The organism is Ideonella alba (assembly GCF_018069845.1).
Classification (GTDB): Bacteria; Pseudomonadota; Gammaproteobacteria; order Burkholderiales; family Burkholderiaceae_C; genus Ideonella; species Ideonella alba.
Genome location: NZ_JAGQDD010000005.1, coordinates 168423 through 182100 on the forward strand (window position 1 = coordinate 168423; position 13678 = coordinate 182100).

Annotated in this window: 14 protein-coding genes and 2 tRNA genes; 8 read left to right on the forward strand and 8 right to left on the reverse strand. The window is 68.4% G+C overall.

The window, feature by feature from the left end:
* Window positions 1-6 precede the first annotated feature (6 nt).
* Complete coding sequence (locus KAK03_RS09745; protein WP_210853771.1) at window positions 7-1533, reverse strand: fumarate hydratase; 1527 nt, start codon at window positions 1531-1533, stop codon at window positions 7-9.
* A gap of 70 nt (window positions 1534-1603) precedes the next feature.
* Window positions 1604-2251 (reverse strand): YqhA family protein, encoded by a 648-nt coding sequence (locus KAK03_RS09750; RefSeq protein ID WP_210853772.1) that lies wholly within the window; start codon window positions 2249-2251, stop codon window positions 1604-1606.
* A 239-nt stretch (window positions 2252-2490) separates the two neighbouring features.
* On the opposite strand from KAK03_RS09750, the gene acs reads away from it, so the two are divergent.
* Window positions 2491-4458, forward strand: coding sequence for an acetate--CoA ligase (acs, locus tag KAK03_RS09755; protein WP_210853773.1), 1968 nt, complete (start codon window positions 2491-2493; stop codon window positions 4456-4458).
* Window positions 4459-4779: 321 nt separating this feature from the next.
* Here the strand turns inward: acs and KAK03_RS09760 are convergent, their stop codons facing one another.
* Both KAK03_RS09760 and KAK03_RS09765 read right to left on the reverse strand, forming a co-directional pair.
* Window positions 4780-5271 (reverse strand): 3'-5' exonuclease, encoded by a 492-nt coding sequence (locus KAK03_RS09760; protein ID WP_210853774.1) that lies wholly within the window; start codon window positions 5269-5271, stop codon window positions 4780-4782.
* Between the two features lie 96 nt (window positions 5272-5367).
* A complete protein-coding gene (locus tag KAK03_RS09765) occupies window positions 5368-5667 on the reverse strand; it encodes a c-type cytochrome (protein ID WP_210853775.1) in 300 nt (99 codons plus the stop codon).
* A 116-nt stretch (window positions 5668-5783) separates the two neighbouring features.
* Here KAK03_RS09765 and KAK03_RS09770 point away from each other — a divergent pair, with 116 nt between their 5' ends.
* Window positions 5784-6062, forward strand: a complete 279-nt coding sequence (locus tag KAK03_RS09770) for a TIGR04438 family Trp-rich protein (protein WP_210853776.1) — start codon at window positions 5784-5786, stop codon at window positions 6060-6062.
* 15 nt (window positions 6063-6077) lie between these two features.
* Here the strand turns inward: KAK03_RS09770 and ilvD are convergent, their stop codons facing one another.
* A complete protein-coding gene (gene ilvD, locus KAK03_RS09775) occupies window positions 6078-7937 on the reverse strand; it encodes a dihydroxy-acid dehydratase (protein ID WP_210853840.1) in 1860 nt (619 codons plus the stop codon).
* A gap of 75 nt (window positions 7938-8012) precedes the next feature.
* Between ilvD and lgt the strand changes: the two genes are divergently transcribed.
* From lgt to KAK03_RS09805, 6 genes are all read left to right on the forward strand, one after another.
* Window positions 8013-8837, forward strand: a complete 825-nt coding sequence (gene lgt / locus KAK03_RS09780) for a prolipoprotein diacylglyceryl transferase (protein ID WP_210853777.1) — start codon at window positions 8013-8015, stop codon at window positions 8835-8837.
* Window positions 8834-9544 carry a DNA polymerase III subunit epsilon gene (dnaQ, locus tag KAK03_RS09785; RefSeq protein WP_210853778.1) on the forward strand — a complete coding sequence of 237 codons (711 nt, stop codon included), beginning with the start codon at window positions 8834-8836 and terminating at the stop codon, window positions 9542-9544. Before lgt ends, dnaQ begins: the two co-directional genes overlap by 4 nt.
* A gap of 65 nt (window positions 9545-9609) precedes the next feature.
* Window positions 9610-9684: transfer RNA gene (locus KAK03_RS09790), tRNA-Val, on the forward strand.
* A 20-nt stretch (window positions 9685-9704) separates the two neighbouring features.
* A tRNA-Val gene (locus tag KAK03_RS09795) sits at window positions 9705-9779 on the forward strand.
* 108 nt (window positions 9780-9887) lie between these two features.
* A complete protein-coding gene (locus tag KAK03_RS09800; RefSeq protein WP_210853779.1) occupies window positions 9888-10805 on the forward strand; it encodes an AEC family transporter in 918 nt (305 codons plus the stop codon).
* Window positions 10806-10868: 63 nt separating this feature from the next.
* Window positions 10869-11285 (forward strand): DsrE family protein, encoded by a 417-nt coding sequence (locus tag KAK03_RS09805; RefSeq protein ID WP_210853780.1) that lies wholly within the window; start codon window positions 10869-10871, stop codon window positions 11283-11285.
* Window positions 11286-11301: 16 nt separating this feature from the next.
* Here the strand turns inward: KAK03_RS09805 and KAK03_RS09810 are convergent, their stop codons facing one another.
* Genes KAK03_RS09810 through KAK03_RS09820 form a run of 3 tightly spaced genes read right to left on the reverse strand, consistent with a single transcriptional unit; the run spans window position 11302 to window position 13661 of the window.
* A complete protein-coding gene (locus KAK03_RS09810) occupies window positions 11302-12018 on the reverse strand; it encodes a class I SAM-dependent methyltransferase (RefSeq protein WP_210853781.1) in 717 nt (238 codons plus the stop codon).
* Window positions 12019-12033: 15 nt separating this feature from the next.
* Window positions 12034-13017 (reverse strand): sulfurtransferase, encoded by a 984-nt coding sequence (locus KAK03_RS09815; protein WP_210853782.1) that lies wholly within the window; start codon window positions 13015-13017, stop codon window positions 12034-12036.
* Complete coding sequence (locus tag KAK03_RS09820; RefSeq protein ID WP_210853783.1) at window positions 13017-13661, reverse strand: DUF6969 family protein; 645 nt, start codon at window positions 13659-13661, stop codon at window positions 13017-13019. Before KAK03_RS09820 ends, KAK03_RS09815 begins: the two co-directional genes overlap by 1 nt.
* Window positions 13662-13678: the final 17 nt, after the last annotated feature.

Sequence of the window (13678 nt, forward strand, 5' to 3'; positions counted from 1 at the left end):
AGGGGGTCAGGCCACCGCCACCGGGATCTTGCCGATCTTGGCCTGCCAGGTCTTCGGGCCTTCGATGTGGGCGCTGGTGCCGCCGGCATCCACCGCCACGGTGACCGGCATGTCGACCACGTCGAACTCGTAGATGGCTTCCATGCCCAGGTCGGCAAAGCCCACCACCTTGGCGGCCTTGATCGCCTTGGACACCAGGTAGGCGCTGCCGCCCACCGCCATCAGGTAGGCCGACTGGTGCTTCTTGATGGCCTCGATGGCCACCGGGCCGCGCTCGGCCTTGCCCACCATCGCGATCAGGCCGGTCTGGGCCAGCATCATCTCGGTGAACTTGTCCATGCGGGTGGCGGTGGTGGGGCCGGCCGGGCCGACCACCTCGTCACGCACCGGATCGACCGGGCCGACGTAGTAGATGACGCGGTTGGTGAAGTCCACCGGCAGCGGCTCGCCCTTGGCCAGCATGTCCTGGATGCGCTTGTGGGCGGCGTCACGGCCGGTCAGCATCTTGCCGTTGAGCAGCAGGGTGTCGCCGGGCTTCCAGCTGGCCACCTCGGCCGGGGTCAGGGTGTTCAGGTCCACCCGGCGCGACTTGTTGTAGTCGGGGGCCCAGCTGACATCGGGCCACAGGTCCAGGCTGGGCGGCTCCATGTAGGCCGGGCCCGAGCCATCCAGCACGAAGTGGCCGTGGCGGGTGGCGGCACAGTTCGGAATCATGGCGATCGGCTTGCTGGCGGCGTGCGTGGGGTAGGTCTTGATCTTGACGTCCAGCACCGTGGTCAGGCCGCCCAGGCCCTGGGCGCCGATGCCCAGTGCGTTGACCTTCTCATAGAGCTCGATGCGCATTTCCTCGAGCTTGTTCTGCGGGCCACGGGCCAGCAGCTCGTACATGTCGATGTCGTCCATCAGCGACTCCTTGGCCAGGAGCGCCGCCTTCTCGGCCGTGCCGCCGACGCCGATGCCCAGGATGCCCGGCGGGCACCAGCCGGCACCCATCGTGGGCACGGTCTTCAGCACCCAGTCGACGATGTTGTCGCTGGGGTTGAGCATGTAGACCTTGGACTTGTTCTCGGAGCCGCCACCCTTGGCCGCGACGATCACGTCGACGGTGTTGCCCGGCACCACCTCCATGAAGACCACCGCCGGCGTGTTGTCCTTGGTGTTCTTGCGCTCGAAGATGGGGTCCGAGAGCACCGAGGCGCGCAGCCGGTTGTCCGGGTGGTTGTAGGCACGGCGCACGCCCTCGTCGACGGCGTCCTGGATCGAGCCGCTGAAGCCTTCCCAGCGCACATCCATGCCGATCTTCAGGAAGACGTTGACGATGCCGGTGTCCTGGCAGATGGGTCGCTTGCCCTCGGCGCACATGCGCGAGTTGGTCAGGATCTGGGCGATCGCGTCCTTGGCGGCGGCGGATTCCTCGCGCTCGTAGGCGCGGGCCAGGTGGGCGATGTAGTCGGCCGGGTGGTAGTAGCTGATGTACTGCAGCGCGGCGGCGACGCTCTCGACGAGGTCGGCGTACTTGATCGTGGTGGACATGGCGTTCGGGCGGTGATGGCCGGAGCCGTCCAGTGTAGTCACCGGACTGTCACCAGCCTTGCAAGAGGGTTCAGTGCGGCGGATGGCTGGCGCGGCTGCTGTCCTGCAGCAGCTTGTCGGCATAGGCCAGCGCCAGGGCCGACAGCAGGAAGGCCACGTGGATCGCGATCTGCGCCAGCACCACGCGGTCGGTGATCTTGTCGGCGTTGATGAAGGTCTTGAGCAGGTGGATCGAGCTGATGCCGATCAGCGCCATGCCCAGCTTGACCTTCAGCACCGAGGCGTTGACGTGGCTCAGCCATTCCGGCTCGTCGGGGTGGCCTTCGAGCTTCATGCGGCTGACGAAGGTGTCGTAGCCGCCGACGATGACCATGATCAGCAGGTTGGAGATCATCACCACGTCGATCATGCCCAGCAGCACCAGCATGATGATGGTCTCGTTCAGGCCCTTGATCTCGTCCATGCCCACCGGCTTGCCGTCGGCCGACAGGATCGGGTTGGCCTTGTAGCCCAGGCTTTCGACCAGGATCTGCAGCGCATGCTGGTTGCCGAAGGCGGCCTCCACCAGGTGTGTCAGTTCGAGACAGAAGTTGTAGACGTACACGCCTTGCGCGACGATCAGCCCGAAGTACAGCGGCAACTGCAGCCAGCGACTGGCGAAGATCAGGTTGGCCAGCGGGTTCAGGCGCGGGCGGTCGGTGTTGTTGTGTGATGCCATGGTGCGGGCCGTGGAGCAGGGAGCGGCGATTCTAGGACAGCACCCCCGGGCTTCGACGGGGTATCGGCGCCCCCAGGTGCACACTAGACTTTCAACTGCACCCATGCTGTGCGCCGGCATCCGGCTGGCGCGGCGGGCGAGCGCACCAGAGTAAGGCGGTCGTCAGACGGCCAGACGACCATTCGCCCAGGACGCACATGGTGTGCAACGCATCAATCCGAGCTTCGAGGAGACATTCGATGAGCGAAGAACTCAAGGTCTATGCACCGCCGGCCGATTTCGCGGCCCAGGCCCACGTCAGCGGCATGGCTGCCTATGAGGCCCTGTGCAAGGAAGCCGAGACCGACTACGAAGGCTACTGGGGCCGCCTGGCCAAGGAGCTGATCAGCTGGAAGACGCCGTTCACCAAGGTGCTCAACGAGGCCGAGGCGCCGTTCTTCAAGTGGTTCGAGGACGGCACCCTGAACGCCTCCTACAACTGCCTGGACCGCAACGTCGAGCGCGGCCTGGGCGACAAGACCGCGATCATCTTCGAAGCCGACGGCGGCGAAGTCACCAAGGTCAGCTACAGCGAACTGCTGGCCAAGACCTGCCAGATCGCCAACGGCCTGAAGAGCCTGGGCATCAAGAAGGGCGACCGGGTGATGATCTACATCGCCATGTCGGTCGACGGCGTGGCCGCCATGCAGGCCTGCGCCCGCATCGGCGCCACCCACTCGGTGGTGTTCGGCGGCTTCTCGGCCCAGTCGCTGCGTGACCGCATCGAGGACACCGGCGCCAAGGCCATCATCACCGCCGACTGCCAGGTGCGCGGCGGCAAGCAACTGCCGCTGAAGGCCATCGTCGACGAGGCCCTGGGCCTGGGCGGCTGCGACTCGATCCAGAAGGTGCTGGTGGTCAAGCGCGGCGACGCCAAGTGCGCGATGACCGCCGGCCGCGACCAGTGGATGGACGATCTGGTGTCGGGCCTGCCCACCACCTGCGAGCCCGAGTGGGTCGAGGCCGAGCACCCGCTGTTCCTGCTCTACACCTCCGGCTCCACCGGCAAGCCCAAGGGCGTGCAGCACAGCACCGGCGGCTACCTGCTGCATGCAGCACTCACCACCAAGTGGACCTTCGACCTCAAGGCCGATGACGTCTTCTGGTGCACGGCCGACATCGGCTGGGTCACCGGCCACACCTACATCACCTACGGCCCGCTGGCCCTGGGCGGCACCGAGATCGTCTTCGAGGGCGTGCCCACCTACCCGGATGCCGGCCGCTTCTGGAAGATGATCCAGGACCACAAGGTCTCGATCTTCTACACCGCGCCCACGGCCATCCGCTCGCTGATCAAGGCCGCCGAGGCCAATGACGCGGTGCACCCGAAGAGCTACGACCTGTCCAGCCTGCGCCTGCTGGGCTCGGTGGGCGAGCCGATCAACCCGGCCGCCTGGGAGTGGTACCACCAGCACGTGGGCGGCGGCCGCTGCCCGATCGTCGACACCTTCTGGCAGACCGAGACCGGCGGCCACATGATCACCCCGCTGCCGGGCGCCACGCCGCTGGTGCCGGGCTCGTGCACGCTGCCCTTCCCGGGCATCCAGTTCGCGGTGGTCGACGAGGTCGGCAACGACCTGCCCTGGGGCAAGGGCGGCATCCTGGTCTGCAAGAAGCCCTGGCCGTCGATGATCCGCACCATCTGGGGCGACCCGGAGCGCTTCAAGAAGTCCTACTACCCGGAAGACTTCAAGGGCAAGTACTACCTGGCGGGCGACGGTGCCATCCGTGACGAGAAGACCGGCTACTTCACCATCACCGGCCGCATCGACGACGTGCTGAACGTCTCGGGCCACCGCATGGGCACGATGGAGATCGAGTCGGCGCTGGTCAGCTGCACCGAACTGGTGGCCGAGGCCGCCGTGGTCGGCCGTCCGGACGACACCACCGGCGAGGCGATCTGCGCCTTCGTGGTGCTCAAGCGTCCCCGCCCCACCGGCGACGAAGCCAAGGCGATCGCCAAGCAGCTGCGCGACCACGTGGGCAAGGAGATCGGCCCGATCGCCAAGCCCAAGGACATCCGCTTCGGCGACAACCTGCCCAAGACCCGCTCGGGCAAGATCATGCGCCGCCTGCTGCGCTCGCTGGCCAAGGGCGAAGCCATCACCCAGGACACCTCCACCCTGGAGAATCCCGCCATCCTCGATCAGTTGGGCGAGAACAACTGATCGAGCGGCGCGCAGCGCCGGCCGCCGTGAGGCGGCCTGCGGGGTTCGGGGCCTGCTCATGTCGCGCAGCGACGTGAGCAGGCACCACAATCAGCCATCCTCGATCAGTTGGGCGAGAACAACTGATCGAGCGGCGCGCAGCGCCGGCCGCCGCGAGGCGGCATGCGGGATTCGGGGCCTGCTCATGTCGCGCAGCGACGTGAGCGGGCACCACAATCCGCCATCCTCGATCAGCTGGGCGAGAACAACTGATTGCCGCCAAGCGGCGAAGGACGAAGGGGCGCCTCAGCGCCCCTTTCTCATCTCCGCGCCACAGTTCGCTCAGTTCAGCAATTGCTCCAGGGCCCATTGCAGTGCCCGGGCGTCGCTGCTGGCCCGGTGGCGGGTGATGCCCAGCGCCTGGAAGGCCTGCTGGCGCAGCGCGCCCAGGTCGGGCAGGCGCCGATCGTCCAGCAGTTGCGCCACCGGCGCCACCCGGTAGCGCAGTGGCACCCCGGCCTCGTCATGCAGCTTGTGCAGCCAGGGCATGTCGTTGCCCCAGGCGTCGGTGTAGACCGTCAGGCCGTCCAGGTCCTGGTTGAGCTGTCGGGCCACCTCGGCCGGCGAGCGGCCATGGCGTTCCAGTGTCTCGCGCGCAATGCCGTGCACGGTCTGCGCCTGGGTGTCCCAGTGCTGCCAGTCCTCGGCCGGGATGACCAGCGAGCACCAGCCGCGACCGTCATGGCGGACGTAGCCCACCTCGATCGGGTAGCTTCCGCGGCCGAAGCCGGAGGCCTCAACGTCGATCACGCACGGCGCAGTGGTGCTGTTCATCAGGCGCGACGATAACCGCTGCGCGTCGGCGATGGGCAAGAAAAAGCCCCGCGGAGCGGGGCTGTTCGGATCGGCTGCGGCGCGGGCCGCGCCCGATCACTTCTGGGACAGGACCCAGGCGGCCAGGGTCTTGGCCTCGTCCGGGGTGACCTGGTTGGGAGGCATCGGGACCTGGCCCCAGGTGCCCACGCCACCCTTCTGGATCTTCTCGGCCAGCTTGGCAGCGGCGGTCTTGTCGCCCGCGTACTTGGCCGCCACCTCCTTGTAGGACGGGCCAACGACCTTCTTGTCGACCGCGTGGCAGGCCAGGCAGTTCTTCTTCTGCGCCAGTTCCTGGTTGGCGAAGGCGGGGGCGGTCACGGCCACCGCGGCGATCAGGGCGAACAGAGCTTTCATGGGTTCCTTCCTAAGAGGGGTGGACACAAACAAGATACAGTGCCACAACGGATTCTAAGGAGTTCGGTTGACGGCGGGCAGGCGCTGTCGCATCCGTGTTTCACAGGAGTTACCCCATGGCCTTCATCGTGATCGGCGTCCTGATGTTGCTGCTGCACTTTGCCGGCATCGGGCCGACCGCGGCCTGGGACCCGTTCTCGCTGACGGGTTTTGCCAAGTTCTCGGTGCCTTTTCTGCTGGCGCTGGCCTGGTGGGCCTGGGCCGACGGCACCGGCCTGACCAAGCGCCGCGAGATGGACCGCGAGCTCGAGAAGCAGAAGGAGCGCCGCAAGCGCCACATCGAGGCGATGGGCCTGGGCCCCGACCAGCGCAGCAGCAGCTTCCGGCGGCGCTGAGCGCCGCCGGGCCGGTCAGTCTTCCAGCTTGGACAGGTCGCGCACCGCGCCCTTGTCGGCCGAGGTGGCCAGCAGCGCGTAGGCCTTCAGCGCGGCCGACACCTTGCGCGGCCGCGGCTGCGCCGGCTTCCAGCCCTGGGCATCCTGGGCAGCGCGGCGGCGGGCCAGTTCGTCATCGTCGACCAGCAGGCTGATCGAGCGGTTCGGGATGTCGATGCGGATGCGGTCGCCATTCTTCACCAGACCGATCGTGCCGCCGGCCGCCGCTTCGGGCGAGCAGTGGCCGATCGACAGCCCCGAGGTGCCGCCCGAGAAGCGGCCGTCGGTCAGCAGCGCGCAGGCCTTGCCCAGGCCCTTGGACTTGATGTAGCTGGTCGGGTAGAGCATTTCCTGCATGCCCGGGCCGCCCTTGGGGCCCTCGTAGCGCACCACCACCACATCACCCGCCTTCACCTGGTCGGCCAGGATGTGCTCGACCGCCTCGTCCTGGCTCTCGACCACGTGGGCCGGGCCCTCGAAAACCAGCAGGCTGTCGTCGACGCCGGCGGTCTTCACCACGCAGCCGTCCAGGGCGATGTTGCCGCGCAACACCGCCAGGCCGCCTTCCTTGCTGAAGGCGTGCTCGTACGAGCGGATGCAGCCTTCGGCACGGTCCAGATCCAGGCTGGGCCAGCGGGTGGCCTGGCTGAAGGCCACCTGCGTGGGGATGCCGGCCGGACCGGCCCTGTAGAAGGTCTGGACCGCCTCGTCCTGGGTGCGGCGGATGTCCCACTGGGCCAGCGCGTCGCCCATCGTGGGGGCGTGCACGGTGGGAGCGTCGGTGTGCAGCTTGCCGGCGCGCTCGATCTCGCCCAGGATGGCCATGATGCCGCCGGCGCGGTGCACGTCCTCGATGTGGTACTTGTTGGTGTTGGGCGCCACCTTGCACAACTGCGGCACATCCCGCGAGAGGCGGTCGATGTCGGCCATGTCGAAATCGATGCCGGCCTCCTGGGCGGCGGCCAGGATGTGCAGGATGGTGTTGGTCGAGCCACCCATCGCGATGTCCAGCGTCATCGCGTTCTCGAAGGCCTTCTTGCCGATGCTGCGCGGCAGCACCCGTTCATCGCCGCCCTCGTAGTAGCGCTGGCACAGCTCCACGGCCAGGCGGCCGGCGCGCTTGAACAGCTGCTCGCGGTCGGCGTGGGTGGCCACCACGGTGCCATTGCCGGGCAGCGACAGGCCCAGCGCCTCGGTCAGGCAGTTCATCGAGTTGGCGGTGAACATGCCCGAGCAGGAGCCGCAGGTCGGGCAGGCCGAGCGTTCGACCTCGGCCACCTCGGCGTCGCTGACCTTGCTGTCGGCGGCCATGACCATGGCGTCGATCAGGTCGAGCTTCTTGATCTGGATGGTCGAGGTGCCGGGCACCGCCAGCTTGACCTTGCCGGCCTCCATCGGGCCGCCGCTGACGAAGATCACCGGGATGTTCAGCCGCATTGCGGCCATCAGCATGCCCGGGGTGATCTTGTCGCAGTTGGAGATGCACACCAGCGCGTCGGCGCAGTGGGCGTTGACCATGTACTCGACCGAGTCGGCGATGATGTCGCGGCTGGGCAGCGAGTACAGCATGCCGTCGTGGCCCATCGCGATGCCATCGTCCACCGCAATGGTGTTGAACTCCTTGGCCACGCCGCCGACGGCCTCGATCTCGCGCGCCACCAGCTGGCCCAGGTCCTTCAGGTGCACGTGGCCGGGCACGAACTGCGTGAAGCTGTTGGCGATGGCGATGATGGGCTTGCTGAAGTCCTCGTCCTTCATGCCCGTGGCGCGCCACAGCGAGCGGGCACCCGCCATGTTGCGGCCGGCGGTGGAGGTCTTGGAGCGGTAGGCGGGCATCGGCGGAACCTTGACAGGGTTGGAAAGCATGAACCCGCCATTTTCGCCCAGCCGGGGCCGATATGATCCCTGCCCATGCTGACGCATCCGCAATTCAACCCGATCGCCCTGGACCTGACCGGGCTGGGCCTGCCGCTGCAGGTCCACTGGTATGGCATCACTTACCTCGTGGCCTTTGGCCTGTTCCTGTGGCTGGCCACGCTGCGCACCCGGCTGCCCTGGTTCGCCGAGGAGGGCTGGACGCGCCGCGATGTCGAGGACCTGCTGTTCTTCGGCGTGGTCGGCGTGGTGGTGGGCGGGCGACTGGGCTATGTGCTGTTCTACAAGCCGGGCTGGTATGCCACGCACCCGCTGGAGGTGTTCGCGATCTGGAAGGGCGGCATGTCCTTCCACGGCGGCATGCTGGGCGTGGCGGTGGCGATGGCGGTGTTCGCCTGGCGCCGCCAGCTGGGGTTCCTGGCCGTGATGGACCTGGTCGCCCCCTGCGTGCCCACCGGTCTGGCCAGCGGCCGCATCGGCAACTTCATCAATGGCGAGTTGTGGGGCCGCGCCGCCGACCCCGGCCTGCCCTGGGCCATGGTGTTTCCGCAATCGGGGCTGGAGATCGCCCGCCACCCGTCGCAGCTCTACCAGTTCGCGCTGGAGGGCCTGCTGCTGTTCGTCGTGCTGTGGCTCTACAGCCGGCGCCAGCGCCCGCTGGGCCGGGTGACGGCCATGTTCCTGATCGGCTACGGCGTGCTGCGCTTCGTCGCCGAGTATTTCCGCGAACCCGATGACTTCCTGGGCACCCTGGCGCTGAACCTGAGCATGGGCCAGTGGCTGAGCCTGCCGATGGTGGCGGGCGGTCTGGCGCTGTGGCTCTGGGCGGGCCGCCACAAGCGCGCGGAGGCCATGGCATGAGGCAGATCTTCCTGGACACCGAGACCACCGGCCTGTCGCCCGAGAGCGGCGACCGCATCGTCGAGCTGGCCTGCGTGGAGATGGACAACCGGCGCCTGACCGGCCGCCACCTGCACTGCTACTTCAACCCTCAGCGCCCGGTGCCGGAAGAGGCCACCCGGGTGCACGGCCTGACCGATGCGTTCCTGGCCGACAAGCCGCTCTTCGCGTCGGCCGTGGACGAGTTGCTGGCGTTCGTGGCCGGGGCCGAGGTGATCATCCACAACGCGCCCTTCGACCTGGGTTTCCTGGACGAGGAACTGCGCCGCCTGGGCCGCCCGGTGTTCCGCCAGGCGGTGGCGCAGATCACCGACTCGCTGGTGATGGCGCGCGAGATGTTCCCCGGCAAGGCCAACTCGCTGGATGCGCTGTGCCGCCGGCTGGAGGTGGACAACTCGGGCCGCACCTTCCACGGCGCCTTGCTGGATGCCGAGCTGCTGGCCGACGTCTACATCAACATGACCCGCGGGCAGGGCTCGCTGGTCATCGATGCCGGCGGCGACAGCAGCGCTGCCGCCACCCTGGCGCTGGCCCAGATCGACCTGTCCGCGATGGCCCTGCCGACGCTGGAGCCGGACGAGGACGAAGCCCGGGCGCACGAGGCCGTGCTGACCGAACTCGACAAGGCCAGCGGCGGCAAGACCCTGTGGCGCCAGCTTGTGGCATAATCAAAGGCTTTTCCGGGTCTCAACCTTCAGCAGAAGGCCAGAAGACATCAGAAAATGCCCGGCTTGGGCGGTTAGCTCAGCGGTAGAGCACTGCCTTCACACGGCAGGGGTCGCAGGTTCGAACCCTGCACCGCCCACCAAGCCCCGCATGCCCTGAACCGGGCGGTTAGCTCAGCGGTAGAGCACTGCCTTCACACGGCAGGGGTCGCAGGTTCGAACCCTGCACCGCCCACCACGGTCCCAGCGACGCCACCCTTGCGGTGGCGTTGTGCTTTGCGGGCTGCATAGCAGCCTTCGCGCGCCGGCATCGCTGGCATCGCGTGGCCGGGCGATCATCCACCCCATGACGCAGATCCTGTCCATCACCGCCCCGATCTACCTGCTGATGGCGGTGGGTTTCCTGTCGGTGCGCAGCGGTTGGCTGGAGGCGGGCGTGATGCGTGCGGTGGGCCTGTTCGTGATCCGCGTGGCGCTGCCGGCGCTGCTGTTCCAGATCGTCACCTCGCGGCCACTGGCCGAGATGCTGCAGTGGCGTTTCCTGCTGGCCTATGGGGGCGGTTCGGTCCTGAGCTTTGCGCTGGGCTGGTGGTGGGCGCGTCGCCGCGAGCCGTCGATGCGCGCGTTGATGGGCGCCGGCATGTCCTGCTCGAACACCGGTTTCGTCGGCACCCCGGTGCTGATGACCTGGATGGGGGCGGCGGCAGCCCCCGCGCTGGCGCTGGTCTTCCTGGTCGAGAACCTGGTGGTGCTGCCGCTGCTGTTCGTGCTGGCCGAGCCGGCGTCGAACCGCTCGCGGGCCTGGCAGCGCCTGCGCGACGCCCTGGCACCACTGGCCCGCCAGCCGATGCTGCTGGCGATCGTCGCCGGGCTGCTGTGGTCGGCGCTGGGCCTGACGATGCCGCCGCCGCTGGCGCGCTCGATCGATCTGCTGGGCCGGGCTGCTGCCGGGGCCGCGCTGGTGGTCATCGGTGGTGCGCTGGCCGGCCTGCACAAGGGCCACCTCGACAAGGACCTGCTGGTGGTGGCGCTGGGCAAGCTGGTGGGTCACCCGCTGGCGGTGGCGCTGTGCATGCTGCCGCTGCTGCCGGCCGGCGACCCGCTGCGCGCCGCCGGCATCGTGGCGGCCGCTGCGCCGATGCTGAGCATCTACCCGATGCTGGCGCAGCGACACGGCCACGAGGGGTTCTGCGCCGCCGCCCTGCTGCTGGCCACCGCCAGTTCCTTCCTCAGCCTGAGCGGCGTGCTCTGGCTGCTGAGTTGACACCGATTGACGCCGCTCATGCCAGCGCGTACCGTGCGCGCGGTTGAATATCAGGAGTTGCTGATGAAATCCGTCCGCGCCACCGTGCTGGCCTTGGCCCTGACCACCCTGGCGGGTCTGGCCGCCGCCCAGGACAAGGTGGTCTACCACATCAGCGACACCGCCACCCAGGCGCTGGCCGGCCTGCGCAATGTGCGCAACCACCTCGACACCGACCCGTCCGCACAGATCACCGTCGTCGCCCACGCCAACGGTGTGGACTTCCTGATGGAGGGCGCCAAGGACCGCAACGACACCGAGTACGAGCCGCTGGTCGCCGGTCTGAAGAACCGCGGCGTGAAGTTCGAGGTCTGCGAGATCACGCTGAAGAACCGCAACCTGAAGAAGGAGCAGTTCATCCAGGAGGCCGACTTCACGCCCAGTGGCGTGGTGCGCATCACCAAGCTGCAGCTGCAGGGCTGGGCCTACCTGAAGCCCTGAAGGGCCGCGCTCAGGCTCAGCGGCGGCGCAGCAGCCGCACGTGCATCGGGCGCACGAAACGCGCGCCCTGCGGGCCGCAGTGCGGCTCGAAGCGCTGGCGCACCGCGGCGATCAGCTCGGGCGTCAGCCGGTGGTCGGCGAAACTGGGGCGCATCATGCGTTGCTCGAAGCTGTCGAAGTCGGGGTAGGCCACGGCCTGGGCGAAGCGGTGTTCGCTGACCGCGGTGAAGCGCCCGCGGGCCAGCGCGCGGTCCAGCGCTGCCTGGGCCGCCGCACGCACCACGCCCTCGTCGTTGAACAGCCGGATCAGCGCATTGAGGGCACCGGCGTAGATCGGCTCGGACACGTAGAACCAGCCGCCGGGTCGCAGCACCCGGGCCACCTCGTCCAGGGCGGTGTCCAATTCGTCCAGCGGCACGTGGTGCAAGGATTTCAGCATCAGCACGCCGTCGGCCCAGCCGTCGGGCAAGGGCATCGCGGCGGCGCTGGCCTCGATGAAGTGCAGGCCCGGGCAGACCGGTTCGCTGCGGTTGCGCGCCAGTTGCACCCGGTCCACCTCAAGGGCTGCGCATTCCAGGCCGTCCACCTGCTGCAGCAGCTGCCGCAGCAGCCGCGCAGGGCCACAGCCGACCTCGACGAGGCGGCAGCCCGCCAGCGGCACGAGCGAGGCCATCAGCCTGTCCTCCTGGTCGATCAGGGGCAACTGGTCGGCCGCAGCGTCGTCAGCGTTCATGTCGGAGCAGGCGCCTCAGTTCAGCGGCACGGCGCCGACCAGGTTGCGCTTTTCCAGTGTCCACTGGTGCAGCGAGCCGTCGTAGAGGCTGGCGCGGCTGTTGCCCAGCAACTCGGAGAGCACGAACCACGGGCCCGACGACAGGTGGCCGCTGTTGCAGTAGGTGATGGCCGGTGCGGCGGGGTCGATGCCCTGGGCGCTCATCAGGCCCTTGTAGGTCGCCGGGCTCATGAAGCTCACCACGCCGTTGGCCGACTTCAGCAGCAGGTCCGGGCTGTACAGACGGGCACCCTCCAGGTGGCCATAGGCGAACACATAGTCGCGCTTGGACAGGCCGTGGTACTGGCGGGCGTCGCGCGCGTCGACCAGCGTGGCCGACTTGCCGGCGATGGCCTTGGCCACATCGTCTGACGTGGCGAAATAGCGGCCGCTGCGATCGTCCGTGGCCTTCCAGTTGCCGCTGCGGGGTGCCGCGGCCTCGGTGCTGACGGCGCGGCCGTCCAGCGCCCACTGGGCAATGCCGCCGTCGAGCACGGTGATCTGGTCCTCGCCATAGACCTTGAACTGCCAGTAGACACGCAGCGCGTCGTCCACGTCGGCGGCCTCAGTGCCCAGCGGCACCAGCACGATCGGCTTGCCGGCGTCGATGCCCGCGGCCTGCACCGCCTTCTCGAAGCCCTCCTTCTCGGGAATCATGTACTTGACCATCTGCTCGCCGATGCGGCGCTCGACGCGCATGGTCTTCATGTCGATCAGGCGCGAGCCGGGCACGTGACCGCCGGCCTCGACCACGGTCTTCCTGCCGGCCTTGTCGGTCTCGATCTCGGGGGCACTGGTGTAGGTCTTGGGGTTGGAGCGGACGTCAACCACCTGGACTTTGTCGAGGTTGTCGGCCAGCCAGGCCGGGGTGACCAGCGGACCGGGCAGCACGCCGGCCTGGGCCCATTGAAGACCCAGGGCCAGCGCGGCGGCGGCCAGGGTGCGGGTGAGGCGCTTCATCAGTTGTCTCCTGGGGTGGGCGGGGGTGTCCCCGCGAGTCGGGACAGGGTGTCGGCGAGGTCGATCCGCTGCTCGGTGAGCACGTCGTGTCGGCGGTCCTCGAAGAAGTCGTCGGCATCGCGGCGCAGCAGGTGTCGCGCCACCACGGCGTCACGGCGGCGCAGCAGGGCCTTCAGGCCGCGGCGGTGGATCCAGACCATCGCGCCCAGCCACCGCGCCACGGGGGCCAGACGGCCGGTGGTGCGAGGGGCGAAGCGGTCGATGTCGGCCGACAGGGCGGGTGCCCACTGCCATGTCTCGCCGGTCACCCAGCGATTGGTCGTGAACCAGCGCAGCGGCCAGCCGCGGTCGTCCAGCGACAGGCCGGCGAGGTGGCTGAAGCGGCCATCCGGCCGCCGCGTGAAGAGATGGAAGTGGCCATGCTCCGCCGCCGGGCAGCGGCTGGAGCCGTGCAGGTGGTAGTAGAACTGCGAGCGGTTGTCGGCATCGATCACGTCGCCGCGGGGGTAGTGGCGCAGTGACTCGACCCGGCCGGCGCCGGCCAGTGCCGCCTGTGCCAGTCCCAGGCCGCGCCGGGCCAGTGCGAACTGCACGGCCACCAGTTCGGCGGCGGCGTCGGCAGGGGTGGCCCGGGCTGAAGTCATGGGGCAGGGCAGGGCGG